Consider the following 25418-nt stretch of genomic DNA (forward strand, 5'->3'; position numbering starts at 1 on the left):
ATTCCCGCCGACAGATTTCTGTCCCACAGTTAAGAAAGCGTGATATTATACTGATATGATTACGTTAATTGATAATTATGACAGCTTTACCTATAACCTCGTGCATTTCCTAGGTGACTTGGGCGCTGAGGTCAAAGTATACCGCAACAATGTTGTGACGGTGGATGAGCTGTTTGAAGAGAATCCTGCCGGGATTGTTTTATCTCCTGGACCTTGTGATCCGGACCGCGCCGGCATTTGCCTGGAAACGGTCAAACGCGCGAGCGTGACGGGAACCCCGATCCTGGGCGTTTGTCTTGGCCATCAGACAATTGGTCAGGTTTTTGGTGGCAAAGTCGTGCGCGCAGATCAGCTTATGCATGGCAAGACATCGGAAATAATTCATAACGGGACCGGTCTCTTTGCGGGACTCCCCAGTCGCTTTACTGCTACTCGCTATCATTCACTGACCATTGACCCCGCGACAGTGCCAAACACACTCGAGGTTACGGCGACAACAGAAGACGGCGTTATTATGGGCCTTAGCCACAAGAGCCTGCCGTTGCATGGCGTTCAGTTCCATCCTGAGAGTATTGCCTCGGAACATGGCCACGACCTACTGCGGAATTTCCTGAACCTCACTCGTCCAGGGACCAAGGCCGCAGCATGAGTGATGTTCAACCTAATTTTAAATCGCTGATTGGAAAAATCGCGGCGGGCCAGACCTTGAGTCTGGAAGAAGCAAAAACAGCCTTCAATACCATCCTGTCCGGAGATGCAACACCGGCGCAAATGGGTGCCTTCCTGATGGGCCTGCATTTGCGCGGTGAAACCGTTGACGAGCTCATCGGCGGTGTCTCGGTACTGCGCGAAAAAGCCACCTATATCACCGCGCCGGAGAATGCCGTCGATGTTGTTGGTACCGGTGGCGATGGACATGGTACGCTCAATATTTCAACCGCAGCCGCCTTCGTGACGGCCGGTGCCGGCGTTCCGGTCGCCAAGCACGGCAACAAAGCCGCCTCCTCCCGCTCGGGAACCGCGGATGTACAGGCCGTGCTCGGCATCAATACGGAATGCGATTTTGAACTGACACAACGCGCGGTGCAGGAAGCCGGTATCGGTTTTATGGTTGCCTATCGCCACCATGGCGCAATGCGACATGTCGGCCCAACCCGGATTGAGCTTGGCATTCGCACCATTTTCAATCTGCTCGGGGTGATGTCCAATCCCGCCGCTGTCAAACGGCAATTGATCGGTGTTTACGATCCTCGCTGGATGCGCCCAATGGCAGAAACGCTAAAAGAACTTGGATCTGTTCATATCTGGGTGATGCATGGTTCAGACGGTCTCGATGAACTGACAACGACAGGCCCATCAAAAGTTGTTGAGATGAAGAACGGGAAGTTTTCCGAGTTTGAAGTGACTCCAGAAGAATTCGGCCTCAAAAAAGTCTCCCTCGATGATCTGAAAGGTGGAACGCCTGATGAGAATGCCGAGGCACTCATGGCTCTTCTGAACGGCACGAAAAGCCCTTACCGGGATGTGACCCTGCTCAATGCAGGTGCCGCAATCATGATCGGCGGTAAATGCGATACCGTCGCCGACGGCATCGCGCTTGCTGAACAATCGATTGACTCCGGTGCCGCGCTGAAGGCCTTTGAAACTCTCAAGCGTATCTCCAATGATAAAGGAAATGGCGCATGAGTATTCTTGCAAAAATCTGTGACGACAAGCGAGAGCATATCCGCGACGCGAAGGAACGCGTTTCGTTCTCTGATATTGAGGCGGCGGCAAAGGCGGCAGAAGCCCCGCGCGGCTTTATACGCGCCCTAAAAGCCCGTCGGCAGGCCGGAGAATATGGCTTGATTGCCGAAATCAAGAAAGCCTCCCCTTCCAAAGGGTTGATCCGCGCAGATTTTGATCCAACCTCACTGGCCACCGCCTATGAAAGCGGAGGCGCCACCTGCTTGTCTGTACTTACCGACATTCCTTATTTTCAAGGCTCTGATGATTATCTGGTAGCCGCCCGGAGCGCTGTCTCTCTCCCAGTTCTTCGAAAAGATTTCATGCTCGATTCCTATCAGGTGGCCGAGGCAAGAGCACTTGGTGCCGACTGCATCCTGCTTATCATGGCCGCGCTTGAGGATACCCAGGCGCAAGAGCTGGAAGCCTGCGCCCATGAATGGGGCATGGATGTCCTGATCGAGGTTCATGACCGGGAAGAGCTTGACCGTGCCGTTAAACTTAAAAGCCCGTTGATAGGCATTAATAACCGAAACCTGAAAACGCTCGAGGTTAATATCGCGACAACAGAAGCGCTGGCGGGAGCCTTGCCCGACGGCTGCCTTTCTGTCAGTGAGAGCGGCCTCTATACGCCAGCAGATCTTACCCGGATGGAAAAGGCCGGCTGCGGTTGCTTTCTGGTTGGGGAATCACTGATGCGGCAGGATGACGTTGCGGCGGCCGTTCGCGCACTGCTCAGTCGGGCATAAGGAGATCTCATGAGCGGACTGACCCATTTTGACAAAAAGGGCGCCGCCCATATGGTTGATGTCGGCGGCAAGGATGTGACCGAACGCGAGGCTACCGCTACAACCAGCATCAGAATGGCACCGGGAACACTTCAGCTCATACAGGACGGCGACGCAAAAAAAGGTGATGTGCTGGGCGTTGCCCGCCTAGCCGGGATTATGGCCGCCAAGAAAACTGCGGACCTTATTCCGCTTTGCCATCCACTCGCCCTTTCTAATGTTACGGTGGAATTTATCATCCACGAAGCGGATAATCGAATTGAGGTCCAGGCGACCTGCAAGCTAAAAGGCCGTACAGGCGTGGAAATGGAAGCACTCACTGCCGCGTCCATCGCTGCGCTGACCATCTATGATATGTGCAAGGCTGTGGATCGCGGCATGACTATCGTTGAAACTAAGCTGCTTAAAAAAACAGGCGGCAAATCAGGAACTTATGAAGCATCATGATCTCTGTAGATGAAGCTCGTGCAAAGATCCTGAAAGACATTCGACCCGTTGGCACAGAAGTGATTGCGCTAAGCCATGCCTCAGGCCGTGTCATGGCGAATGACGCGATTTCCCGCAGGACACAACCGCCTTCCGATATGTCGGCAATGGACGGATTCGCCGTCAAGGCGGCTGATATTGTAACCACCCCGGTCGACCTTAAAATTATCGGGGAGGTTCCCGCGGGCGGTGGCTTAAATATAGAGGTTAAAGCTGGCGAAGCTGTCCGAATTTTCACTGGCGCGCCACTCCCTCGGGGAACCGATACCATTGTCATTCAGGAAGATACTGAATTTACTGAGGAAACTGTCACCATTAAGGAAGGGTCCGCCAAAGGCACCTATGTGCGTCCTGCCGGACTAGATTTCCGGGAGGGAGACGTCGGACTTTCCGCACCGAAGATTCTCGCGCCCCGGGATATCGGGCTCCTTGCGTCAATGAATATTCCCTGGGTGACGGTTCGGCGCAAACCTAGGATCGCCCTGCTCTCTACCGGAGATGAGCTTGTTCGCCCGGGAGAACCCCTCGGTACGAACCAGATTATTTCCTCTAACAGCCTGCTTGTTGCCTCAATAATCGAGGCCGCAGGTGGTGAAGCGCTTGATCTTGGTATTGCCAAGGATAATGCGGAGTCTCTACGCGAGAAAGTACAGGACGCGAAATCTGCAGATATGCTGATTACCCTCGGCGGTGCTTCAGTTGGCGATCACGACTTGATCCAACCCGTGCTTGGCAAGGAAGGCCTCTCGGTTGATTTTTGGCGTATCGCCATGCGCCCCGGTAAACCACTGATATTTGGTAGCTTTGCGGAAATCCCGATGCTCGGAATGCCGGGCAATCCGGTTTCGAGCATGATCTGCAGTTATCTTTTTCTCATTCCTGCGCTTGATGTCCTTCGCGGACTCCCGCCTCGCCATCCCCCGCGCCAAAAAGCAGTTCTCGGCCATGACCTGAAACAAAATGACCGGCGTGAAGATTATATGCGGGCACAAATCATTGGTGAGGAAAACGGCCTGCCCCTTGTTCAGCTTTTCTCGAAGCAGGATAGTTCCATGCTCTCGCCCCTCTCTTCTGCTGATTGCCTTATCGTCCGTGAACCATTTGCCGAAGCCCTTGTGAAAGGTGCCGAGGTTGAGATGATCCCCCTCACCCATCCCTATCCGGCTGTCTAGGCAAAGGGCAGAAATCCGGCGTTTTTAACTTGACGTAAAACGAGAACTTTTGTAGAACATTTGCAAATGTTTGTGATTTGTTCTTTATGGTGGATTTCCTTATGCTGACAAAAAAGCAGCACCAACTCCTTCTTTATATCCACGATTGTCTCGAAAATCGAGGGGTGTCCCCATCCTTTGACGAGATGAAGGAAGCGCTTGATTTAAAATCAAAATCTGGAATTCACCGATTAATAACAGGGTTAACCGAACGGGGGTTTATCCGGCGTCTGCCCCACCGTGCGCGGGCGCTTGAGGTCCTGAAATTGCCTGATGACCTGAAAAACAAGATTGCGGCTGAAGATAAGGGATCGGATGCGAGCTCATCTCCCAATCTTGTGGAAGTCAATTTTGGGCATAAAGACCTGAAGAAAGATAGTCCGGCGGATGCTGACACTGTCCTTTCAGAAGCAGATTCATCTCTCTCCCTGCCTCTTTACGGACGGATCGCAGCTGGTACAGCTATCGAGGCGCTGAGTGATCCGACCAGTTTTGTCAATGTTCCGGCAGGCATGGTTGGCTCAGGTCAGCATTACTGCCTTGAAGTTGCCGGTGATTCGATGATCGACGTCGGCATTTTTGATGGAGACACGGTCATTATTCGTGAAAATGAAACGGCCGAGAACGGAAAAATTGTTGTCGCATTGATTGACGATAATGAAGTCACACTCAAAAGACTACGTCGCAAGGGCGGGTCTATTGCACTGGAAGCTGCAAATCCGGAATATGAAACCCGCATCTTCGGCCCGGACAGGGTTAAAGTGCAGGGCCATCTGGTGGGGCTTTTCCGTCAGTATTAGGAAATCCCCTATTCTTTTGTCGGGCTTTCTGAGTTTTCTCGATATCGCGCCGGAACCCATGGGCGCCGCCCACGCAAGCCATGGGTTGTTTCAACATGGATTTCACCATCTTTTTCAAAATACAGGCTATGCGCTCCACGTCGCCATAGGTCAAATCGATCAATAACAAGCCGCGCATCGTTGCACTCCTTTGGCGCAGGAATACGGCTCACGATTATGTCCGCACGTGCGCAATCCATTTCAACGCCCGCCATAGTTGTCGGAAATGCAATCACATCCGGATGTCGGCGATAAGCGCAGCCATTTGGATCACAAACAAGGTTCGACGGCTTCTCTTCGGTTATTTCCTTCCCCATAACAAGCTGCCAGCGTTCCGCTTCAAACCGATCAGCCCGACGAGTTGAAAAATAAGTCTCCCCCGCCTCTGTTTTCAGAGCATATAGATTACCACTTTCGGAGATCAGGACATCGGGAGATCTGTTCGCAAGGAATGTGAGCAATAATACAGCCAACATTGGTAAAGCAAACCAGCGGACCGGTTGCCGCCAAACGATAAACCAGAGTCCTATAAATGTTATCCCGATCAGTTGAAACACGGAGAAGGAACCAAGATACATCACAGCGCTTGGCCAGGAAGCCGTTTCACGCGCTACCCAGAGAATTAGATCGATTCCACTTCCAACAATGGCCAGGGGAAAGGTCAATTCAAAGGGATAGCCGATGAACGCCAAAATGACACCCGGCATAACCCATAGTCCCATCACCGGAACAGCCAGGAGGTTGGCAATCAGACTATAGGTCGCCACTTGCCCAAAATGGTAAAGGGCGAAGGGTGCCGTCGCAAGACCTGCAACAAGAGAGGTGAGCGCAACGCCAGAGAGATAGGCAAATCCCCGCCGGACGGCCCCGCCACTGCGGGCGAACTGGCCAAGTCGCGGCCCAACCTGCTCATACAGTGAAATCAGGGCAAACACGGCGGCAAAGGACATCTGGAAGCTGGCACTTACCAGGCTTTCCGGGAATAATGATAATATAATCACGGCCGCAATTGCCACCATCCGAAGCGAAAGTGCCGTACGGTCAAAGCAAATTGCAATAAAGAGGGCGGCAATCATAATAAAGGCGCGAACGGCAGAGACACTCATCCCGCTGACAAAAAGATATCCCGTCAAGCCGACCAGTGCGATGAGGGCAGCAATCTTCTTTACGGGGTAATAAAGAGCAATATAGGGCGATAGCACCAGCAAGAAACGCGCTGCGAAAAAAATCAGCCCCCCAATCATCCCCATATGCATACCCGAAATCGCAAGCAGATGGGCCAGACCGGAAAAGCGCATATCATCGAGCTGTGACTGCGGTATCGCAGCCTTGTCGCCCGTCATGATCGCGATAATAAAACCGGCATTTTCTGACGATGCCTGTGTCAGCACGAAACTGGCGATACTGGCCCGCATTTCGGCAGACAGACCTTGAATCCGGGTCAGCAGATTATGGTTGTGTCCGACGACCTCAAATGAGCTGATACTATAACCGACAGCGCCAATTGATTGAAAATAGGAATGGCGCTGAAAATCATATCCGCCGGGGTACGCGGGTTCCGGCGGCGGCAAAAGAACGGCTTTTACCCGGATGAGCTGTCCAGGAGTGATATCTTGAAAATTGCTCCGTGAAGAGAGCCGAATATATTTAAGCGGCGGAATGTTGTCTTTTTCAGAAAAGTTCAAATCTCCAATTAGAAAGCGCGCCGATTTAGGGCCGGTTGATTTTTCCTGAATACGTCCAGTAAGTTCCGTCACCTGCTTTTTCTGCAATATGGGCGCATCGACAATAGCTGTGCGCGTTAGACCCACAGAGAATCCAATGGTGACAAGAAATAACGAACCCACCAGTAATCGCAGTCCAAAATTTGGGTAATCTCTAAGGGGAACTAAAAGGATTGCCAGAAAACCCGGCAAAATCAGCCATGACAAACCAGGTTCAACGGGAAGCGCGAAATAGAGCGCTATACCGAAGCCAATCAGTGCCGGAAACCAGAGAAACCAGCGTGTTCGGTCCCTAAGAAACTGATCCGGTAAATTTTCATGATCTTTCAAGCCCGAAAGGATCATGGCTTGCACCTTCCAACGGCATACTTGCCCTCTGCCAAGACACAGGGTACAAATGCCTGCTTTTTAATTGATCACACAGATCAAATTTATAACCGAACGAATTGCAAAGTAAATTCTTATGACTGTCGTAACACGTTTCGCCCCCTCTCCAACCGGCTTCCTGCATATTGGCGGAGCCCGCACGGCGCTGTTCAATTGGCTATACGCCCGCCACCACAAGGGAAAGTTCCTGCTCCGGATCGAGGATACGGATCGAGAAAGATCAACCGAGGCGGCAATCGAGGCTATTTTCGGCGGAATGAAGTGGCTGGGACTGGACTGGGATGAAGAGCCCATTTTTCAGTTTTCGCAACGCGAACGCCATGTCGAAATTGCCAATCAACTGCTGGAGCAAGGTAAGGCCTACTATTGCTACGCGTCCAGGGAAGAGTTGGCAGAGATGCGCGAAACCGCCCGCGCGGAAGGCCGCCCTCCTGTCTACGATGGCCGCTGGCGTGATCGCGACCCATCTGAGGCGCCCGCTGGAGTCGATCCAGTTGTCCGGTTTAAATCCCCGAATGAAGGCAATACGATTGTCCACGACAAGGTTCAGGGTGATGTCACCTTCGCCAACGAGCAACTTGATGACATGATTCTGCTCCGTGCGGATGGAACGCCGACTTACATGCTCTCCGTTGTTGTCGACGATTACGATATGGGTGTAACGGACATTATACGGGGAGATGACCACCTCACAAACGCGGCACGGCAAATACAACTTATCGAGGCGATTGGCTGGGCCGTCCCAAATCATACACATATCCCACTGATTCACGGCCCGGATGGCGCGAAACTATCGAAAAGACATGGTGCCCTCGGTGTAGAGGCATATCGTGATATGGGGTATTTACCAGAAGCGCTACGGAACTACCTGCTACGGCTCGGTTGGTCCCATGGAGACGACGAGGTGATTTCCACAGAGCAAGCCATTGAATGGTTTAACCTTGAAAATATTGGAAAATCAGCGGCGCGTTTTGATTTTGCCAAGCTTGAAAACCTCAATGGCCTCTATATCCGCAGTGCGAACGACGCCTATTTAACGGGTCTTGTAGCTCCGATTCTCGCTGAAAAAACAGGCCAGGATTTATCTCCTAATCAACTGAATTTAATAGAAAAAGCCATGAACGGCTTGAAAGAACGCGCAAAATCTGTAAACTCCCTCGCTGAGAGTTCCGTATTTCTGATTGCCGAGCGACCGCTTGCGCTGGACAAAAAAGCTAAAAGCCTGATTACCGAAGAGGCGAGCGCTGTTCTGATGCGACTGGCGGACCGTTTAGAGATCCTTGACGTATGGAATGCGGAAACGGTTGAAGCAGCCATCCGAGCGGCAGCGGACGCTGAAGATATCAAATTAGGGAAAATCGCACAGCCTTTAAGGGCTGCGTTGACAGGAACCACGGTTTCACCCGGAATATTTGACGTCTTGGACGTCTTGGGCCGGGAGCAGTCCGTCGGACGCATTCGAGATGTGCTTTCGGAATAGGAACGAATGCATCAGGGCGCAGAACTACCGACGAGCATATCGTCACAATAGAATGAGAAATTCCACCGGGAATTTTTTTGTAAATATGGGCGTGTCTATGCCTGAAAATAAAAAAGGAAGTGGATGAATGAGTAGCTCTACTGTTACTGGCAATGTCACCTTGTCTGAAGGGGCCGACGACAACACGATTAGTCTACCGTTAATCGCGGGCACTGTTGGTCCGTCGGTAATTGACGTTCGTAAATTATATGCCGATACAGGTCATTTCACCTATGATCCGGGTTTTACCTCAACAGCCTCCTGTGATTCCGCAATCACCTATATCGATGGCGACCAGGGCATCTTGATGCACCGCGGCTATAAGATTGAGGAACTGGCAGAAAAAAGCGACTTCATGGATGTCTGCTATCTGTTGCTGAAGGGGGAACTTCCCAACGTCAGCGAGAAAGACAAATTTTCACACGATATCACCTACCATACCATGCTGCACGAGCAGTTGACCCAATTCTACAGGGGTTTTCGTCGCGACGCGCATCCGATGGCTATTATGGTCGGCGTGGTTGGCGCACTTTCCGCCTTCTATCATGACAGCACAGATATTACCGACCCGACGCAACGCATGGTCGCAAGTTACCGCCTGATCGCGAAAATGCCAACGATCGCGGCAATGGCCTACAAATACTCCGTTGGACAGCCGTTTATCTATCCAAGCAATGAAATGTCTTATGCGGAGAATTTTCTGCATATGACATTCAGCGTCCCGGCGGAAAGATACAAGATGTCCCCGACAATTGTGCGGGCAATGGACCGGATCTTCATTCTTCATGCGGATCATGAGCAGAATGCGTCAACGTCAACGGTACGTCTTGCCGGCTCCTCCGGCGCAAATCCGTTTGCCTGTATTGCTGCAGGCATCGCCTGCCTTTGGGGTCCTGCACATGGTGGCGCAAATGAAGCCGTCCTGACAATGCTCAAGGAAATCGGCAGTGTTGACCGTGTTCAAGAGTTTATTGCCAAGGCAAAGGACAAGAATGATCCTTTCCGCCTGATGGGTTTTGGTCACCGGGTTTATAAAAATTACGACCCGCGCGCCAAGGTCATGCAACAGACCTGTTATGAAGTTCTAGATGAACTCGGTATCAAAGATGAACCGATGCTTAAACTGGCAATGGAACTTGAGAAGATTGCGCTGGAAGATCCTTATTTCGTTGAGAAAAAGCTCTTCCCGAATGTCGACTTCTACTCCGGTATCATTCTTCAGGCACTCGGGTTCCCGACGAGTATGTTCACCGTGCTCTTCGCCCTTGCCCGCACCGTCGGCTGGGTAGCCCAGTGGAACGAGATGATGGAAGATCCCTCACAGAAGATCGGCCGCCCGCGTCAGCTATATACGGGCTATACCGAACGTCCCTTTGTTGAGTTGGACAAACGGTAATCTGATGAGCGGTGTCTCGCATAGAAACAAGAAAATAGCGCCTTCGGTCCCAACCGGAGGCGCCACTTCTGCGAGACGACTTTATCTTAGGGCGGCGAACGATAACCGAGCGCCGCTTTTTTACCGTGTCAAGAAACTCGCAATGATTTTATTGCCTGCATCGGCTCTGATATTCTTTGCTATCGCATGGTACTTCGGTAGTAATTAAGCGGCTATTTCTTTTCCACAAGCTCAATCTTGTAACCGTCCGGATCCTCGATAAAGGCGATGACGGAGCTGCCATGCTTCATTGGTCCTGGCGGACGTGGAATATTGACACCTTGTGCCTCAAGCTTGTCGCAAATCCCGTAGATATCCTCTACGCCCAAGGCAAGATGGCCAAAACCATTTCCAAGATCATAGGGTTCTTCCTGATCCCAGTTATGGGTTAATTCAATAACTGTCGTATCCTTTTCTTCCCCATAACCGACAAAGGCGAGCGTAAATTGACCGCTCGGGAAGTCGGTGCGCCGCAGGAGCTTCATTTCCAGGTTATTCACATAGAAATCGATGGATTTATCAAGATCCTTAACCCGGATCATTGTATGCAACAGTCTAAAATTATCTTTGCCGTCACCACTCATATTAGTATTTCCTCGTAATAAGTTTTAAGATGATTTCCGCTGCACGCGCCCCGGGAGCTGCTTCGCCCTTGCCCAACATTAACATGGCCTCCTTATAAGAGACAATCTGCTGGTTCCGTTTTTCCTCTGAATGAAACAGCTCACTTAGCGCTTGCGTCAAATTATCCGCTGTACAATTTTCCAGAATGCATTCCGGCACAGCCTCCCTTTTAAGCAGGATGTTGATTAAATTGACATGCTCAAGCTTAACGGCAAGGCGCGCAATCTTCGCTGTTACAATATTCATACGATAGGCAATTACACTCGGCAATTTCGCGAGTGCTAACTCCAAGGCAACTGTGCCGGAGGCAGCAAGAGCAACATCAGAGGCCGCCATTGCATCAAATTTCTCTGCTTCTCCATCCACGATATGGGCCGTTATGTTCCATTTTGCAAGTTCAGCCCGCACAAGCTCTCCTGACCGACCAACAACGGGGGTTACAAGACTAAAATCGCCGATATCCGCCTGAAGGTGTTTGACTGTCTCCCTGAATATCGGAAGAAGCCGGGTTACTTCGCCTCGCCGGCTACCCGGTAGCATCATCAACAACTTCTCGTTGTCGCCAATACCATGCCGTTCTCGAAAGGCCGCCCCATCCCCTTTATCCGCACCGGTTTCAATCACCGAATGGCCAACGAAGCTTGCGGTCAGGCCCTCAGCTTCAAAATACGGAGGCTCAAAGGGGAGTAATGTCAGGAGGTGATCATAAAGCGCGGCTATTTTCTTTGCGCGCCCCGGACGCCAGGCCCAGACGGAGGGCGCGACATAATGCACTTTGGGAAAGGAGGTGTCTGCCAACTTGCGGGCCACCCGAAAGCTGAAATCCGGCGCGTCGACTGAAATAAAAATATCCGGGTTGAGGCGTTTTACTTCTGAAGCCGTCTGGTCAATTCTTTTCAAAAGCAGCGGCATTCGGGGCAGGACCTCAAACACTCCCATCACGCTCAACTCATCCATCGGAAAGAGGGATTCCAGCCCTTCAGCAACCATCAAGGGTCCACCGACACCAGAAAATTTCACGTTAGGTGCTTTCTCCTTCAGCCCTTGCATAAGCCGAGCCGCGAGGGCATCGCCGGAAGGTTCTCCGGCCAGGATGAAAACCCGGAGGTTCATCTCGTCTTTCATTCCCCCATACTCTGCGAATCCAGCCCGACGACAAATAGTCCCGCCTCATTCGCGCGGCGAAGGGTTTCCTTAAGATCAAGAACGAGCGTAAACCCGGCCTCAGCTGCAATTCCACGCAAATTTGCTTCCGCCGCGAGGGTCACTGTATCTGGGCCAATCGTCGGCATATCTGCCTTCAACTCCTGCCCCGGCTTGGAGAGTTTGACCAGCACACCCGCAGGCTCATCCCAGGCAAATTCGCGAGAGCGCTTCAATAGCTTGTCCGTGCCTTCCGCAGCCTCGACCGCCAAAACATAGCCATCACGAATTATTGCTGCCTGCCCGATATCAAGTGCACCAACCGCCTTAACAATCCGAACGCCGGCTGTAATATCTGTATTGTCCCGTTCAGTGGGCGCAATCTTTCCAAGGCATCCAAGTGGAACCAGCAAATCACTCGCCAACTCATGCACCCCAACGACCGTAAAGCCCTTTTCCTTTACATAAGAGGTAATCGCCCGCATCAGGCCGTCGTCCCCTTTTCGTGCAGCGCCAGTAATCCGGCCAAGCAACTTCATCCCTTCCATATCCGGTAGAAGGTTCTTCAAATCCGGACGTTTTACTGGCCCAGCCAGCGTGATGTGGGTGCAGCTTTCACGCGCAAGAGCTTTCAGGAAACGTCCAACCTTGGTTATCCGGATTACTTCATGGGGAAAGTCAGCATATTGGGACACTTCGGCTTCCCCCTCAACGAGCAGCAGAAAGGGTGTTTCCCCCCGAGATCTCAGAGTGGTAGCCAGGGCAAGCGGCAGGCTACCGCTCCCGGCGATGATACCAATGCGCCTCGCTGCTGAGTTACTCGGGCTGACAGAAGCCACGTTTTGTTTCTTCATTGATGAATTTTAGAACCGTTTGAACGGAAGGGAAACCGGCAATATTATCCGGCACTGTCTTACGCCGTTCAGAGAAGGTCCCCTCTCCGGTGAAAAGATATTTATAGGCGCCACGCAGGGCGTGTATATCTTCTCGCGAGAACCCCCGACGCTTCATGCCGGTAAGATTCAGGCCGCCAAGGGTCGCTCGGTTTCCAGTCGCCGAACCAAAGGGGATAACATCTGTCTCCACCCCGGACGCCCCGCCAATCATCGCATGCTCTCCGATACGGACGAACTGATGGACCGCAGACAACCCGCCGATAATAACGAAATTTCCCAGCTCTACATGTCCACCCAAAGTCGCATTATTCACCAGGATAACATGATCCCCAAGAATACAGTCATGCGCGATGTGTGCGCCGATCATCAGCAAACAATGATCACCAATTTCGGTGCGCATGCCGCCGCCTTCCGTACCCGGGTTAATCGTGACATGTTCGCGGATATTGCAGTTCTTACCAATAATAAGTTCTGACTTTTCACCAGAATATTTAAGATCCTGTGGCGCATGACCGATTGACGCGAAGGGATAGATAGTCGTCCCCTGTCCGATACGGGCATAGCCATCCACCGCGACATGTGATTTCAGCGTAACCTCGGCCTCAAGTGTTACATCCTTGCCAACAACACAAAAGGGGCCGACAACAGCATCCTCATGGACATTGGCGCCATCCTCTATAATCGCTGTTTTATGAATATTGCCCATTCGGTATCCAGTTACCTTATAAATCCAGTGAAAGTCTTGCGCTATAGCTAGCCCGGAACATGCCTGACCACAAATCAAGCTGTGTTACAACTGGTTACCTATCTTTATTAATCAACGATCATAGCGGAGAAATCTGCTTCAGCTACTTTCTTGCCGTCGACCAGAACTTCCGCGGCAAACCGCCAGACGGCACCCCTATTCTGTTTAACCCTCACCTTTACATGCATCGTATCACCAGGTGTAACCGGCTTGCGAAAACGGGCATTATCAATCGACATAAAGAGAACATGCCTTCCCTCTGAATCCGGGCCTAGCGTTTTAATAACAAGAACGCCAGCGGTCTGTGCCATGGATTCAACAATCATCACACCTGGCATAATCGGCCGGTCCGGGAAATGACCTTGAAACTGTGGCTCATTCATCGTCACATTTTTGATACCTGTTGCCGAGACACCCGGCACAATATCCACCAACCTATCTACTAACAGGAGCGGATAGCGGTGCGGTATCATGTCCATAATTTTAAGAATATCGAGGGTATCAGCCGTATCAGCGGAGGAATTTTCAGTCATTTTACAGAACCCTTGTTATTCGATAATTTACCCAAAATTGCCATTTGGCGGAAAAACTGCTTACGTGGCCGGGCCGGAAACCCGGCATAGATTTCTCCCGGCGGAATATCGGAAATAACACCGGATTTGGCGGAAATCTGTGCACCGCGGCCAATTCTAATATGTCCTGCCAAACCAACCTGGCCCCCGATGACAACCTGGTCTTCTATAACCGTGCTGCCGGAAATTCCCGTTTGCGCGGCAATAATCACGTCGTTTCCGATGGTTACATTATGACCTACTTGGACAAGATTATCGCACCAAGTATTATCGCCAATAATCGTATCCGGTCCAGACCCCCTATCAATCGTGGTATTGGCACCAAACTCACAGTTGGAGCCGATAATCACTCTCCCCAATTGAGGTATCTTTATATTTCCTGTGGCATCCGGCGCAAAACCAAATCCGTCCTGACCGACTTTGACACCGTTATGCATAACAACATTATCGCCAATATGGCAATAGCTGAGCAGCACGCCCGCGGCAATGCGACAATTATTGCCCAGACGAATGCCCTTGCTAAGCACGGCATGTGGACCAATGATAGAATTGGCACCAATAACAACATCATCCTCGATTACCACATAGGGGCCGATGGACGCATTTTCGCCGACTACCGCCGTCGGTGAAATTACTGCCGTAGGGTGCACATTGCCCATTCCAAGCACCGGCGGATAAAACATATTCGCAATCCGCGCATATGCCTTATATGGATTTGCCGCAATAAGAAGGGCCAATCCATCGGGACATTTTTTAAGAACCTTTGGACTGGCAATACAGGCCGTTGCCTTGGTATGAAGAAATTTTTCCAGATATTTCGGATTACTAAGAAAGGTAACGTCCCCTTCCCCCGCCTGATCAAGAGCGCGAACATCAGAGATCATAATACTTGAATCAATACCCGGTGCCAGTTCGACATCCGGTAATTCAGCAAGCTCCGCGAGGGAAAATGGGCCTGCAACATGATAGAAATGAGGATCAGGCATCAGCTTTTCTTTAGCGGAACAATCTCAACCTTGATCTTTTTAAGATCCTTATTCAGTCGTTCCATAATTTCTTTTGTAATTTCGAGGGGCTTTTCAACAAACAGGACTTCACTTACGTCAAGGACCAGAGAAACGCCATTCTTATCCATGACATCACGAATAACCGGCAGCATTTGTGCTTTGATTTTCTCAAGAGCATTAACACGGCTGATTTGCAATTGTTTGTTCTTTTCCTGAACTTTCACCCGAAAGTCAGCAGCCTTACGATTAAATTCAGATTGTTTTTTCGAATATGCCTCTGGCGTTACAAGTGTTTTTTGCCGTTCGATTTGCGCTCGTTCATCTTTAAGTTTTTTTTCTTCCGCCGCCAGTTCTTTATCCGTTTTTTCCTCAAATGCCTTTACCTGAGAATTTATATCCTTAACAACGTCCAGTTCGCGCATTATTTTTTGCATATCAACAACGCCGATTATTGCATTCGTCGAAGCTTGCGCAGCGCCCAACGGGACAAAGCTGAATAACAAGACAAGAAGAATAAAAGATGTTCGTATTAATTGTAGGATCATAGTCCCTTTCCTAGAATCGAGTTCCAAAATCAAACTGGAAAACCTCATCTTTATCATAATCTTCCTTCAGAATAGGAACCGCGACATTTATCTGAATTGGCCCAAAGGGTGAAACCCAGTTAAGACCCACGCCAACGGCCGCTCTTATGCTAGGCGTATCTGCAATACCTGCGTCATTATCATCGATTTCGGTCAAAGTTCCCAAATCAATAAACGTTCGGCCAAGAATACCGTATTCATCGGGAAGCCCGACCGGGAAGCGAAGCTCTGACGAGGCAACGAAATAGGCATTACCACCAAGAGCATCTCCTGATGCAATATCGCGTGGCCCGATACCCCGGCTTTCAAAGCCACGGAAGTTACGGCCCCCAACATTATAGCGCTGCGCGAGAATCACATCTTCGCCCAACCCGAATATATATCCGCCTGTAATACCCGCACTTAATACTACATCATTTTCATAGACCGGGAAAAACCGAATATAGCTGGCATTTGTGGCAAGAGAACGAACATCCCCGCCAAGGCCCGAAAGTATCTGTCCGAATGTATACTTACTGCCGGTTGTCGGCAACAGGGTATCGTCAAGGTCACTGATTGTAATTGTATATCCAACCGAGGAAATCAAGTACTCTCCGGCTGACCGTTGAATATTGACGGGCGCAGTTGATTGCACATTGTCGATTTTTTCATTAACCAGGCTATAGAAAACATCACCACGGATATTTTCCTTAATCGGAAAGCCGGATCGCAGCACAAATCCTGTACGCTCCAGATCATATCCACTTTCATCCTGATAATCGCGGACCGTCCTGAATATATCAAAACCGGCGCTCAGGTCACGGTTGAGAAAATAAGGCTCTGTAAAGCCAACATCTATCGTTTGGCTATCAGAGCCGACAGATATGCCAAACCGTAGATCCTGCCCTCGGCCGAGCAGGTTCCGTTCGCGGATTTGCAAATCCGCCGACACATTATCCGTCGTGGAGAAGCCCGCACCAACGCTCAGTTCTCCCGTTGACTTTTCCTGTACATCGACATTGATTATTGTCTTGTCGCCGTCCGTTCCCTCGTCCTGAGTCACCTCGACCTTTTCAAAGAAATTAAGACCCCGTATACGTGACTGAGAAAGCCTCAGCAAAGCCGTATTAAAGGCATCGCCTTCCGCTAACTTCATCTCCCGCCGGATAACGTAATCCAGGGTGCGAACATTGCCGGTAATATTTATCCGCTCAACATAGACCCTTGGGCCCTTGTTGATTTCATAGGTAACTGAAATTTTCAGGTTTTCACGATCGCGGTCAATCCGCGGGCGCACATTCACGAACGCATAACCGAGTTTGCCAAGCTCAAAAGTTATCTTCTGAATGGTGTCTTCGATCTTGTCGGCATTATAGGTTTCTCCCTCAACAGTCGTTACCTGTGCCATCAATGCCTCAGGAGACAAGTCCTTGATCTCACTTTTTACGTCAATCGCACCGAAGCTGTATTTTGCTCCTTCTTCAACGGCAAACGTAATAAAAAATCCATCTCTGTCTGGTGTCAATTCGGCAATTGCCGACACCACACGGAAATCCGCATACCCCTTGGAAAGATAAAATTTGCGCAACAATTCGCGGTCAAAGGTCAGGCGATCCGGGTCATAGGTGTCGGAGTCTGACAGGAAATTATACCAACGGGTTTCCTCCGTTGAAATCTCGCCCAGCAACTGGCTATCACTAAAGGTCTTGTTGCCGTAAAAGCGTATCTTCTTGATCCCTGTCTGTTCACCCTCATTAATCTCAAAGACTAGATCAACGCGATTTTCCGGAAGCAGTATGACCTTTGGTTCAACTGTTGCCGCAAAACGTCCGCTGCGCCGGTAAACCGTGATAATGCGCTGTACATCGTTCTGCACTCTTGCGCGCGTGTAGACGATACGTGGCCTAAGTTGAATTTCCGCAGTAAGGGTATCATCGTCAATGCGTCGATTACCTTCGAATGCCAACCGATTGATAATTGGATTTTCAACGACATTGACAACCAGCACCGTGCCATCTTGCCGAATGGAAACATCCGCAAACAGACCTGTGTTAAACAGGGCTTTGAGAGAGCGATCGACCCGAGAGCGATCATAAGGGGCTCCCGCCGTGACGAGGAGATAGGATTTTACAGTATCATCCTCAATCCGCTGATTCCCCTCAACCCGAACATCGGAAATGATAACAGATGATTGCGCGTAAACATGCGAACTAATCGACATAGTTGCCGAAACCGTTGCAAATGCGAACACTGCCAGTAAAACAAAAACGCGCAAAATCCCACCCCCCTGAGCGGACAGCCTCAAATAACGTCGAACAGTTTTATCAGACCTAACTTGTCAGGAAAACAAGCCGGTGAAAAAATCTTTTACCCACGGTTTGTTAACGTCGTTCCATGTGGCAAATATCATTAGCATCAGTACGAGCGATAGTCCAATTCTGAAACTAAATTCCATGGCTTTTGCTGATGGTGGCTTACCACGCACGGCTTCATAGGCATAAAAAGCCAAATGCCCGCCATCGAGCATCGGAACCGGAAACAAATTTATCAAGCCGAGACTGATGGAAACAAAGATCATGAAATTGAACAATGAAAGCGCATTATCGACCAAATCATCCCCACGCTTTGCCGCATCACCCGACATTTTAAGAATGCCCAGTGGCCCACTCAGTTCTTTCGTATCTCGTGTTCCGACAATCATCTGCCCGACGCCCTTCAACGTCGCCGTAGTGATAAACCAGGTCTGATCAACTGCGCTTGAAAGAGCGCTGATCGGTCCATGTTTCACGAATTCCCGACCCGTCGAGGCAATTCCAAGGCGCCCTATTCGCTGGACATTGCCGTCTGCGTCGACTTCTTCGATCACGTGGGGGGTCACAGCTAAATCGACGATACGTCCACCCCGGTCGATTTTCATGTTAAGTGGTTCATCGAGGCCGACCAATACTGTACGGCGCAGTTCTTCAAAACTGCCGATTGCGGCCCCATTCACGGAAAGGATCCTGTCACCCGGTTCTATTCCGGCTTCCTCGGCAGCGCTTTCCGCCACCACTTCACCGGCGACCGGCGGGGTTTGCGCCTGGCCAAAGGCCATAAACAGGATCGCCATGGCGACAATTGCAAAGATAAAGTTTGCAGCCGGCCCTGCAAAAACAATAGCGGTACGTTGAAGCAGCGGTTTATGGTGGAAACTGACTTTCTTATCCTCATCCGGCATATCGTCAATATCGTCAGACGCGTCACTTGCAACGCCAGCATCCCCATAGAACTTCACGTAGCCACCAAAGGGGACTGCACAGACTTTCCACCGGCATCCATTTTTATCATATCGCCCCCAAAGCTCAGGGCCAAAGCCGATCGCGAAGGCATCTACCTTGACACCGCAGAGACGGGCCACCTTGTAATGTCCATATTCATGAACAAAGACAAGGACCGTAATGACGACAACAAAGGCCGGAATATAGATCCAATTATCTACTAGAAAATTCATATAACTCTACCGCTTTCGAAATCCGCTTATATTGAAGCCATAACATCGTGCGCCAATTCCCGGCTTTGCCTGTCGCACTCAAAAATATCCTCAATTGAGGTCAAATCGACAATATGTGCCTGGTTTAGACATTCTTCGACAACCGCCGCAATATCCAGAAACCCGATGCTCCCGGTCAGAAAACCATGTACTGCCACTTCATTGGATGCATTTAGGGTCGTTGGTGCCGATTTACCAGTATTAAGCGCCTCGCGTGCAAGCCTGATGGCCGGGAATTTTACAAGATCCGGATCGAGAAATGTCAATGACCCGGTTTTCGCAAGGTCCAACCGTTCTGCCGGAAAGCTATGACGCTCTGGCCAACCGAGGGTATAGGAAATCGGTGTGCGCATGTCAGGCGCGCCCAATTGCGCCAGAACCGATCCGTCGCGATATTCCACCATACTGTGAATTACTGATTGCGGATGGACCAGTATATCAATTTTATCAGGCGCCACCGGAAACAGGCGGACCGCCTCGATATATTCCAGCCCCTTGTTCATCATGGTGGCGCTATCGATGGAAATTTTGGCGCCCATGTCCCAGTTTGGATGGGCAAGTGCCTGTTTACGCGTTACGGATTTCATTTCATCAAGTGTGAAGTCAAGAAACGGTCCGCCTGACGCTGTCAGGATCAATCGCTCTACATTTTCAATCTGATCAAAATCCAGCACCTGAAAAATGGCATTATGTTCACTATCTACAGGTAAGAGCGTCGCACCATATTTCTCCGCGTCCCCCAGCACAAGATCTCCGCCACACACCAATGCCTCCTTATTGGCGATCGCGATTACCGAACCGGTTCGAACCGCGGCAAGCGCCGGGGCCAGGCCAGCCGCTCCGACTATAGCCAGCATAACCCAGTCCACCTTTCGGGAGGCGGCATCAATCAGAGCATCACGCCCTGCTGCCACTTCTATACCGCTACCGGTGAGAAGTGACTTGAGTTCAGCATACTTACTCTCATTGGCAATGACAGCGAGGCTGGCACCGAACTGCCGGGCCTGCTTCGCCAACAGGGCAACATTTTCATTTGCAGTTAAAACATCGACCGAGAATTTATCTGCCGCACCGGCAATAAGATCCAGCGTATTAACGCCCACCGAACCGGTGGAACCGAAAATACTAACATGTCGCACAGCGGGTTCCATTTCCGACGAATAATTCGCGGCCGCGGGGCTAATATTCATTGCCAAATCCCATCTACTAGCATGATAAGCAACATCAGGATCGGTGCCGTTAAAAATACACCGTCCAGCCGGTCCATAACGCCACCATGCCCCGGGATCAGGTTGCTTGCATCCTTGATCCCAAAATGACGTTTCCAGGCTGATTCTGCGAAATCTCCAATTTGTGCCAGAATAGCACAGATTGCCCCTAAACCCAGTATACCTATTGTCGCAACCTGACCACCAACAAGATAGCGATTAACAAGGTAAGCCACGATCATGGCAAAAATAATGCCGCCGATCAGGCCGGCCCAGGTTTTATTAGGGCTGATAGCCGGCGCAATTTTCGGACCCCCAATCGACTTGCCGCTGAAATAGGCCCCAATGTCCGTAGCCCAGACGACAAGGAAGAGCCCTAAAGTCAACGCAAACCCGGAGTCTGGTATGGACCGCAGTGAGATAAGCGCAAGCACTGGCAAACCTATGCAGAGCGGACCGGATATTGCCCAGCCAAGCCGATTGCGCTTCTTCACGACAATCGCCGCGATGCCTATTAATGCAGATCCTATAAAAAGAGCTATAACTCCATGGTGAAAATAACTTTTCTGCGCTACGTATAGCCCGGAAAAAACAGTCACCGCCGTCATGAGGGTAATCAGGCCCGGAGATTTTTCGAGCGATGCATGACACCATTCATAGGACATGACTGCTGATGCCCCGATCAGGAACAACAAGAAATAGAAGCCCCCAAAATAAAGAGCCGCAACCGCAACAGGAGCCAGAACAAGAGCAGAAATCACCCGTTGCTGCAGTGAGGTAAAAGAGGATAAAAGCACTTAAAGCGCCCCATACCTGCGGTTCCGGCTTCCAAACTCCTCAACGGCCTCCGCCAGGTCCTGTTTTCGAAAATCAGGCCAAAGGACGTCCAAAAAGACGAATTCTGTATAAGCACACTGCCAAAGCAGGAAATTACTCAGCCGTTTTTCCCCACTGGTGCGGATCAGAAGATCGGGATCTGGATGATCCACAGTATCCAAATGTTGCGTGATCATGCTCTCATCAATTTCTTCGGGAGCAAGTTCGCCAGCCTTGATTTTTTCACCCAAGGCGCGCATGGCGCCGGCAATTTCAGATTGGCTACCGTAGCTGAGCGCAATCGTCAGGATCAATTTACTATTGTCTTTGGTCCGATCCTTAATTTCTTCAATTAACTTCTGAATATCATCAGGTAATTTATTGATATTACCAATAAATTTAACTCGAATATTGGCATCACAAAGGGCCTTGATCTCTTTGTTGAAGAAGTAGCGGAACAAGCCCATCAAGTGATTAATCTCTTCGACTGGCCGACTCCAGTTTTCCGATGAAAATGCAAAGAGTGTCAGATAACGAATGCCGAGCTCCTCGCACCCTTTCAGAGCTTCACGAACAGCTTCCGCCCCCTGCTCATGACCTCTTAGTCGTTGCAGGGACCGTTTTGCTGCCCAGCGTCCGTTCCCGTCCATGATGATAGCAACATGTTCAGGAATTATCATTGAGCCGGTACCGGCGGATGGGACAACAGTCATGCGTCAGACCTGCATAATTTCCTGCTGCTTCTCTGACAGCATTTCATCGACTTTCTCGACATAATTATCTGTCAGCTTTTGAATATTGTCCTCGGCCTTCTTGCGATCATCTTCAGAAAAATCACCATCTTTTTCCGCAGACTTTGCATCGTCCATTCCATGGCGCCGTACGTTACGAATAGCGACTTTGGCATTTTCGCTATAACTTGACGCCACTTTTGCCAGTTCCGCACGGCGTTCTTCCGTTAATTCGGGAATTGGCACTCGCACGACCAAGCCATCAACAACCGGATTAAGGCCAAGCCCGGAATTACGAATGCCTTTTTCTACAGCCTTTACATTGGTCTTATCCCAGACCTGAACGCTGAGTGAACGCGGTTCGGGTGTACTGACCGTGCCAATTTGATTAATCGGCATGGACGCCCCATAGCTTTCCACCATGACCGTATCTAGCAAGCTAGTATGCGCCCGGCCTGTTCTTAGTCCTGCAAACTCATGCTTTAGCGCTTCTAGCGCTCCCTGCATGCGCTTTTCAAGGTCTTTCATATTTGGCGCCGCCATCTTAATCTCTCCTCCATCACCGGGACGGTTCCCCCGGCCTCTTGTTAGTTATAAACCAGACGTTGTTATATCGCTAAACAACTTCTGTGAAACAACCTTCTTTTTTAAGGACACGGGCAAAGGCCCCCTCTTCCTGGATTGAAAAAACAAGAATGGGAATTTGGTTCTCCCGCGCCAGAGAAATTGCCGCCGCGTCCATTACCTTAAGGTCTTTGGCCAGGACATCGAGATGCGACAAAGTTTCATAACGTTCAGCATCGGAATGATGGCGCGGATCCTTGTTATAGACCCCATCCACGTTCGTACCCTTTAAAAGGGCATCACATTTCATTTCGGCCGCCCGTAGCGCGGCGGCGGTATCCGTCGTGAAATAAGGATTGCCGGTACCAGCCGCAAAAATAACAACCCGGCCTTTTTCAAGATGTCTTTCGGCCCGTCGCCGGATATAGGGTTCGCACACTGCGGACATCGGAATAGCGGAAAGAACCCGGCTGTTCATTCCGAGAGATTCAATCGCATTCTGAAGCGCAAGCGCGTTCATTACAGTCGCCAGCATCCCCATATAATCCGCGCTGGACCGATCCATCCCCTTGGCGGAACCAGACATACCGCGAAAGATGTTACCACCGCCGACAACGACACAAACCTCAACCCCCATGGCATGGGCGTCGCCGATATCCTTGGCTATTCGGGAAACTGTCTCGACATCAATACCATATTGCTGGTTTCCCAGAAGTGCTTCACCGGAACATTTCAAAAGAACCCTGCGGTATTGAGGCGTGTTCGACATATTTTCCCCCGAAACTGGTACTTGTGGTTATTGGCGTCGGCAGAACAGCATACAGAAAAAGTCTGATTTGAAAAGCCGTCAGGCCGCACATAAAAATATGGCGGCCTCAAAAGGAGACCGCCATAAATACTTAATCTTGTCGCCTTTATTGAACGGCGGCAGCAACTTCAGCAGCGAAGTCGCTTTCTTCCTTTTCAATTCCCTCACCAACGGCAAAGCGAACCATACCGACGACTTCAATCGGGCTGCCGATTTCCTTGGCAACGTTCTCAACCGCAGCTTTTACGGTGTTTTCACCATCGATAACGAAAGTCTGCTCCAACAGAACGACTTCCTTGTAGAATTTACTCAGACGACCCTCAACCATCTTGCCGATGATCTCTTCAGGTTTACCGGATTCACGCGCCTGCTGAGAAAGAACAGTACGTTCGCGTTCCACTGCTGCCGGATCAAGATCTGCAACGCTGATTGATTGCGGGCTTGTCGCGGCAACATGCATCGCAATCTGCTTGCCAAGTGTTGCAAGTGCGGCACTGTCGCCTTCACTTTCAAGCGCAACCAGAATGCCGATTTTGCCCAGACCATCCGCAACAGAGTTATGGATATAGGAGGCAACAACGCCATTCTTTACACTGAGCTTTGCCGAACGACGAAGCGCCATATTCTCACCAATCGTGGCAATGGCATCAGTCAGTTTCTGTTCAACAGTTTCAGAGCCGCCCGGGAAGGTCGACACCTTTATCTGTTCCACATCATCGCCTTTTTCAACAGCAACCGAAGCGATACCGCTGACAAGTTTCTGGAAATCCTCGTTACGGCCCACGAAATCTGTCTCGGCATTCACCTCAACCACGGCACCGGAGGTGCCACTCGCGTTAACCGCGACGAGACCCTCTGCGGCAACACGGCCGGATTTCTTCGCAGCCGTGGCAAGACCCTTGGTCCGGAGCCAGTCAATCGCCGCATCCAAATCGCCGTCAGTTTCCTTGAGGGCTTTCTTACAATCCATCATTCCTGCACCGGACCGGGTGCGGAGTTCTTTAACCATTCCCGCTGTAATAGCAGTCATTATTCATCCTCGCGTTTGATTTCTTAAAATGGGAAAGCGCCCTATTCTTCATATAAATAGGGACGCCCCTCTCAGATTTAAGACGCTTTCGCGCTCGTCTCGTCACCTTCGGCTTTTTTCGCTTCAGGTTCCACCGCAGCTTCTTCAGTCGGTGCTGCAGCTACACTTTCTTCAGCAGGCAGTTCCTCCGCAATAGCTGGAGCTTCAGCCGCACCAAGATCAGTTCCCTGGCTCGTCATCTCCATGGAGATACCATCAATAACAGCCTGCTTGAACAGATCGCAATAAAGGCTGATCGCGCGAAGTGCATCGTCGTTACCCGGGATCGGATAGGCAATACCATCAGGATCAGAGTTACTGTCGAGGATAGCAACTACCGGGATACCCAGCTTGTTAGCTTCCTGAACCGCTAGCTCTTCCTTGTTCGTGTCAATAACCACAATGACATTCGGAAGACCACCCATTTCCTTAATACCACCAAGCGCCCGCTCCAACTTGTCACGCTGGCGGGTCATTTTAAGAATTTCTTTCTTGGTCAGGCCAGTATGCTCACCAGCAAGCTGTTCTTCCAGCTTATGAAGCTGCTTAATCGAACCAGAAACCGTCTTCCAGTTTGTCAGCATTCCGCCGAGCCAGCGATGGTTAACATAAAACTGGGCGCATTGTTTTGCGCTTTCGGCAACAACGTCAGATGCCTGGCGTTTTGTACCAACAAACAGGACACGTCCGCCGCCGGCGACAGTATCGCGCACAACTTTAAGCGCCTGATAAAGCATCGGCACTGTCTGTTGCAGATCAAGAATGTGGATTTTATTACGAGCGCCGAAAATATAAGGACCCATTTTTGGGTTCCAGCGGCGTGATTGGTGACCAAAGTGAACACCAGCTTCCAAGAGCTGACGCATAGTAAAAGTAGGCAGAGCCATTCTGCAATCTCCTTTTCCGGTTGAACCTCCGTGAGCAGCGGTCCAAAGGATCATCCTTAGAACACCGGAAGGGAAAGACCAACACAGCCTTACCCAAAGCTCACGTGTGAATTTAACAGTGCGCTAAATAGGCCCCTACGCG

The 25418-nt window shown here is 50.5% G+C and carries 25 protein-coding genes; 8 read left to right on the forward strand and 17 right to left on the reverse strand.

Features of this window, described 5'->3' with window-relative positions:
- Positions 1 to 55: 55 nt before the first annotated feature.
- From GQE98_RS07455 to lexA, 6 genes are all read left to right on the forward strand, one after another.
- Entirely contained in the window at positions 56 to 649 is a 594-nt protein-coding gene (locus tag GQE98_RS07455) for an anthranilate synthase component II (RefSeq protein ID WP_161315051.1), read from the forward strand.
- Positions 646 to 1686 (forward strand): anthranilate phosphoribosyltransferase, encoded by a 1041-nt coding sequence (trpD, locus tag GQE98_RS07460; RefSeq protein ID WP_161315052.1) that lies wholly within the window; start codon positions 646 to 648, stop codon positions 1684 to 1686. Before GQE98_RS07455 ends, trpD begins: the two co-directional genes overlap by 4 nt.
- Positions 1683 to 2474 (forward strand): indole-3-glycerol phosphate synthase TrpC, encoded by a 792-nt coding sequence (trpC, locus tag GQE98_RS07465; protein WP_161315053.1) that lies wholly within the window; start codon positions 1683 to 1685, stop codon positions 2472 to 2474. Before trpD ends, trpC begins: the two co-directional genes overlap by 4 nt.
- A gap of 9 nt (positions 2475 to 2483) precedes the next feature.
- Positions 2484 to 2960: a cyclic pyranopterin monophosphate synthase MoaC gene (gene moaC / locus GQE98_RS07470; protein ID WP_161315054.1), complete on the forward strand. Its 477-nt coding sequence runs from the start codon at positions 2484 to 2486 to the stop codon at positions 2958 to 2960.
- Complete coding sequence (locus tag GQE98_RS07475) at positions 2957 to 4171, forward strand: molybdopterin molybdotransferase MoeA (protein ID WP_161315055.1); 1215 nt, start codon at positions 2957 to 2959, stop codon at positions 4169 to 4171. The genes moaC and GQE98_RS07475 overlap by 4 nt, the downstream gene beginning before the upstream one ends.
- Positions 4172 to 4272: 101 nt before the next feature.
- Complete coding sequence (gene lexA / locus GQE98_RS07480; RefSeq protein WP_161315056.1) at positions 4273 to 5010, forward strand: transcriptional repressor LexA; 738 nt, start codon at positions 4273 to 4275, stop codon at positions 5008 to 5010.
- A gap of 8 nt (positions 5011 to 5018) precedes the next feature.
- On the opposite strand, the gene GQE98_RS07485 is transcribed toward lexA, so the two are convergent.
- Positions 5019 to 7118 carry a ComEC/Rec2 family competence protein gene (locus GQE98_RS07485; RefSeq protein ID WP_161315057.1) on the reverse strand — a complete coding sequence of 700 codons (2100 nt, stop codon included), beginning with the start codon at positions 7116 to 7118 and terminating at the stop codon, positions 5019 to 5021.
- A gap of 118 nt (positions 7119 to 7236) precedes the next feature.
- On the opposite strand from GQE98_RS07485, the gene gltX reads away from it, so the two are divergent.
- Together gltX and gltA are read left to right on the forward strand one after the other, a co-directional pair.
- Complete coding sequence (gltX, locus tag GQE98_RS07490) at positions 7237 to 8640, forward strand: glutamate--tRNA ligase (RefSeq protein ID WP_161315058.1); 1404 nt, start codon at positions 7237 to 7239, stop codon at positions 8638 to 8640.
- 127 nt (positions 8641 to 8767) lie between these two features.
- Positions 8768 to 10075 carry a citrate synthase gene (gene gltA, locus GQE98_RS07495; protein WP_161315059.1) on the forward strand — a complete coding sequence of 436 codons (1308 nt, stop codon included), beginning with the start codon at positions 8768 to 8770 and terminating at the stop codon, positions 10073 to 10075.
- Positions 10076 to 10287: 212 nt separating this feature from the next.
- Here the strand turns inward: gltA and gloA are convergent, their stop codons facing one another.
- The 16 genes from gloA to rpsB all read right to left on the reverse strand — a co-directional run bounded on the left by gloA (position 10288) and on the right by rpsB (position 25276).
- A complete protein-coding gene (gloA, locus tag GQE98_RS07500) occupies positions 10288 to 10698 on the reverse strand; it encodes a lactoylglutathione lyase (RefSeq protein WP_161315060.1) in 411 nt (136 codons plus the stop codon).
- Between the two features lies 1 nt (position 10699).
- Positions 10700 to 11863, reverse strand: a complete 1164-nt coding sequence (gene lpxB / locus GQE98_RS07505; protein ID WP_161315061.1) for a lipid-A-disaccharide synthase — start codon at positions 11861 to 11863, stop codon at positions 10700 to 10702.
- Positions 11860 to 12735, reverse strand: a complete 876-nt coding sequence (locus tag GQE98_RS07510) for an LpxI family protein (RefSeq protein ID WP_161315062.1) — start codon at positions 12733 to 12735, stop codon at positions 11860 to 11862. Before GQE98_RS07510 ends, lpxB begins: the two co-directional genes overlap by 4 nt.
- Positions 12698 to 13483, reverse strand: a complete 786-nt coding sequence (gene lpxA / locus GQE98_RS07515) for an acyl-ACP--UDP-N-acetylglucosamine O-acyltransferase (protein WP_161315063.1) — start codon at positions 13481 to 13483, stop codon at positions 12698 to 12700. Before lpxA ends, GQE98_RS07510 begins: the two co-directional genes overlap by 38 nt.
- 107 nt (positions 13484 to 13590) lie before the next feature.
- Entirely contained in the window at positions 13591 to 14055 is a 465-nt protein-coding gene (gene fabZ / locus GQE98_RS07520) for a 3-hydroxyacyl-ACP dehydratase FabZ (protein WP_161315064.1), read from the reverse strand.
- Positions 14052 to 15080, reverse strand: a complete 1029-nt coding sequence (lpxD, locus tag GQE98_RS07525) for a UDP-3-O-(3-hydroxymyristoyl)glucosamine N-acyltransferase (protein WP_161315065.1) — start codon at positions 15078 to 15080, stop codon at positions 14052 to 14054. Before lpxD ends, fabZ begins: the two co-directional genes overlap by 4 nt.
- A complete protein-coding gene (locus GQE98_RS07530; protein ID WP_161315066.1) occupies positions 15080 to 15646 on the reverse strand; it encodes an OmpH/Skp family outer membrane protein in 567 nt (188 codons plus the stop codon). Before GQE98_RS07530 ends, lpxD begins: the two co-directional genes overlap by 1 nt.
- 10 nt (positions 15647 to 15656) lie before the next feature.
- Entirely contained in the window at positions 15657 to 17939 is a 2283-nt protein-coding gene (gene bamA / locus GQE98_RS07535) for an outer membrane protein assembly factor BamA (RefSeq protein ID WP_202526145.1), read from the reverse strand.
- A 63-nt stretch (positions 17940 to 18002) separates the two neighbouring features.
- The gene (rseP, locus tag GQE98_RS07540) at positions 18003 to 19154 is read right to left on the reverse strand and encodes an RIP metalloprotease RseP (protein ID WP_161315067.1); all 1152 of its coding nucleotides are present in this window, start codon (positions 19152 to 19154) and stop codon (positions 18003 to 18005) included.
- Positions 19155 to 19180: 26 nt separating this feature from the next.
- Entirely contained in the window at positions 19181 to 20383 is a 1203-nt protein-coding gene (dxr, locus tag GQE98_RS07545; protein ID WP_202526146.1) for a 1-deoxy-D-xylulose-5-phosphate reductoisomerase, read from the reverse strand.
- A complete protein-coding gene (locus GQE98_RS07550; protein WP_161315068.1) occupies positions 20380 to 21198 on the reverse strand; it encodes a phosphatidate cytidylyltransferase in 819 nt (272 codons plus the stop codon). The genes dxr and GQE98_RS07550 overlap by 4 nt, the downstream gene beginning before the upstream one ends.
- Entirely contained in the window at positions 21199 to 21930 is a 732-nt protein-coding gene (gene uppS, locus GQE98_RS07555; RefSeq protein WP_161315069.1) for an undecaprenyl pyrophosphate synthase, read from the reverse strand.
- A 3-nt stretch (positions 21931 to 21933) separates the two neighbouring features.
- Entirely contained in the window at positions 21934 to 22491 is a 558-nt protein-coding gene (gene frr / locus GQE98_RS07560; protein WP_161315070.1) for a ribosome recycling factor, read from the reverse strand.
- 73 nt (positions 22492 to 22564) lie between these two features.
- The gene (gene pyrH, locus GQE98_RS07565) at positions 22565 to 23281 is read right to left on the reverse strand and encodes a UMP kinase (RefSeq protein WP_161315071.1); all 717 of its coding nucleotides are present in this window, start codon (positions 23279 to 23281) and stop codon (positions 22565 to 22567) included.
- 145 nt (positions 23282 to 23426) lie between these two features.
- Complete coding sequence (gene tsf, locus GQE98_RS07570; protein WP_161315072.1) at positions 23427 to 24350, reverse strand: translation elongation factor Ts; 924 nt, start codon at positions 24348 to 24350, stop codon at positions 23427 to 23429.
- A gap of 77 nt (positions 24351 to 24427) precedes the next feature.
- The gene (rpsB, locus tag GQE98_RS07575; protein ID WP_161315073.1) at positions 24428 to 25276 is read right to left on the reverse strand and encodes a 30S ribosomal protein S2; all 849 of its coding nucleotides are present in this window, start codon (positions 25274 to 25276) and stop codon (positions 24428 to 24430) included.
- Positions 25277 to 25418: the final 142 nt, after the last annotated feature.

The sequence above is a fragment of the Sneathiella litorea genome (genome assembly GCF_009882915.1).
Lineage (GTDB): Bacteria > Pseudomonadota > Alphaproteobacteria > Sneathiellales > Sneathiellaceae > Sneathiella > Sneathiella litorea.

Excerpts from the sequence above, each read along its gene's own strand:
- GQE98_RS07455 (WP_161315051.1), top strand. The coding sequence starts at position 56 with ATGATTACGTTAATTGATAATTATGACAGCTTTACCTATAACCTCGTG.
- trpD (WP_161315052.1), top strand. The coding sequence starts at position 646 with ATGAGTGATGTTCAACCTAATTTTAAATCGCTGATTGGAAAAATCGCG.
- trpC (WP_161315053.1), top strand. The coding sequence starts at position 1,683 with ATGAGTATTCTTGCAAAAATCTGTGACGACAAGCGAGAGCATATCCGC.
- moaC (WP_161315054.1), top strand. The coding sequence starts at position 2,484 with ATGAGCGGACTGACCCATTTTGACAAAAAGGGCGCCGCCCATATGGTT.
- GQE98_RS07475 (WP_161315055.1), top strand. The coding sequence starts at position 2,957 with ATGATCTCTGTAGATGAAGCTCGTGCAAAGATCCTGAAAGACATTCGA.
- lexA (WP_161315056.1), top strand. The coding sequence starts at position 4,273 with ATGCTGACAAAAAAGCAGCACCAACTCCTTCTTTATATCCACGATTGT.
- GQE98_RS07485 (WP_161315057.1), bottom strand. The coding sequence starts at position 7,118 with ATGATCCTTTCGGGCTTGAAAGATCATGAAAATTTACCGGATCAGTTT.
- gltX (WP_161315058.1), top strand. The coding sequence starts at position 7,237 with ATGACTGTCGTAACACGTTTCGCCCCCTCTCCAACCGGCTTCCTGCAT.
- gltA (WP_161315059.1), top strand. The coding sequence starts at position 8,768 with ATGAGTAGCTCTACTGTTACTGGCAATGTCACCTTGTCTGAAGGGGCC.
- gloA (WP_161315060.1), bottom strand. The coding sequence starts at position 10,698 with ATGAGTGGTGACGGCAAAGATAATTTTAGACTGTTGCATACAATGATC.
- lpxB (WP_161315061.1), bottom strand. The coding sequence starts at position 11,863 with ATGAAAGACGAGATGAACCTCCGGGTTTTCATCCTGGCCGGAGAACCT.
- GQE98_RS07510 (WP_161315062.1), bottom strand. The coding sequence starts at position 12,735 with ATGAAGAAACAAAACGTGGCTTCTGTCAGCCCGAGTAACTCAGCAGCG.
- lpxA (WP_161315063.1), bottom strand. The coding sequence starts at position 13,483 with ATGGGCAATATTCATAAAACAGCGATTATAGAGGATGGCGCCAATGTC.
- fabZ (WP_161315064.1), bottom strand. The coding sequence starts at position 14,055 with ATGACTGAAAATTCCTCCGCTGATACGGCTGATACCCTCGATATTCTT.
- lpxD (WP_161315065.1), bottom strand. The coding sequence starts at position 15,080 with ATGCCTGATCCTCATTTCTATCATGTTGCAGGCCCATTTTCCCTCGCG.
- GQE98_RS07530 (WP_161315066.1), bottom strand. The coding sequence starts at position 15,646 with ATGATCCTACAATTAATACGAACATCTTTTATTCTTCTTGTCTTGTTA.
- rseP (WP_161315067.1), bottom strand. The coding sequence starts at position 19,154 with ATGAATTTTCTAGTAGATAATTGGATCTATATTCCGGCCTTTGTTGTC.
- dxr (WP_202526146.1), bottom strand. The coding sequence starts at position 20,383 with ATGAATATTAGCCCCGCGGCCGCGAATTATTCGTCGGAAATGGAACCC.
- uppS (WP_161315069.1), bottom strand. The coding sequence starts at position 21,930 with ATGACTGTTGTCCCATCCGCCGGTACCGGCTCAATGATAATTCCTGAA.
- frr (WP_161315070.1), bottom strand. The coding sequence starts at position 22,491 with ATGGCGGCGCCAAATATGAAAGACCTTGAAAAGCGCATGCAGGGAGCG.
- pyrH (WP_161315071.1), bottom strand. The coding sequence starts at position 23,281 with ATGTCGAACACGCCTCAATACCGCAGGGTTCTTTTGAAATGTTCCGGT.
- tsf (WP_161315072.1), bottom strand. The coding sequence starts at position 24,350 with ATGACTGCTATTACAGCGGGAATGGTTAAAGAACTCCGCACCCGGTCC.
- rpsB (WP_161315073.1), bottom strand. The coding sequence starts at position 25,276 with ATGGCTCTGCCTACTTTTACTATGCGTCAGCTCTTGGAAGCTGGTGTT.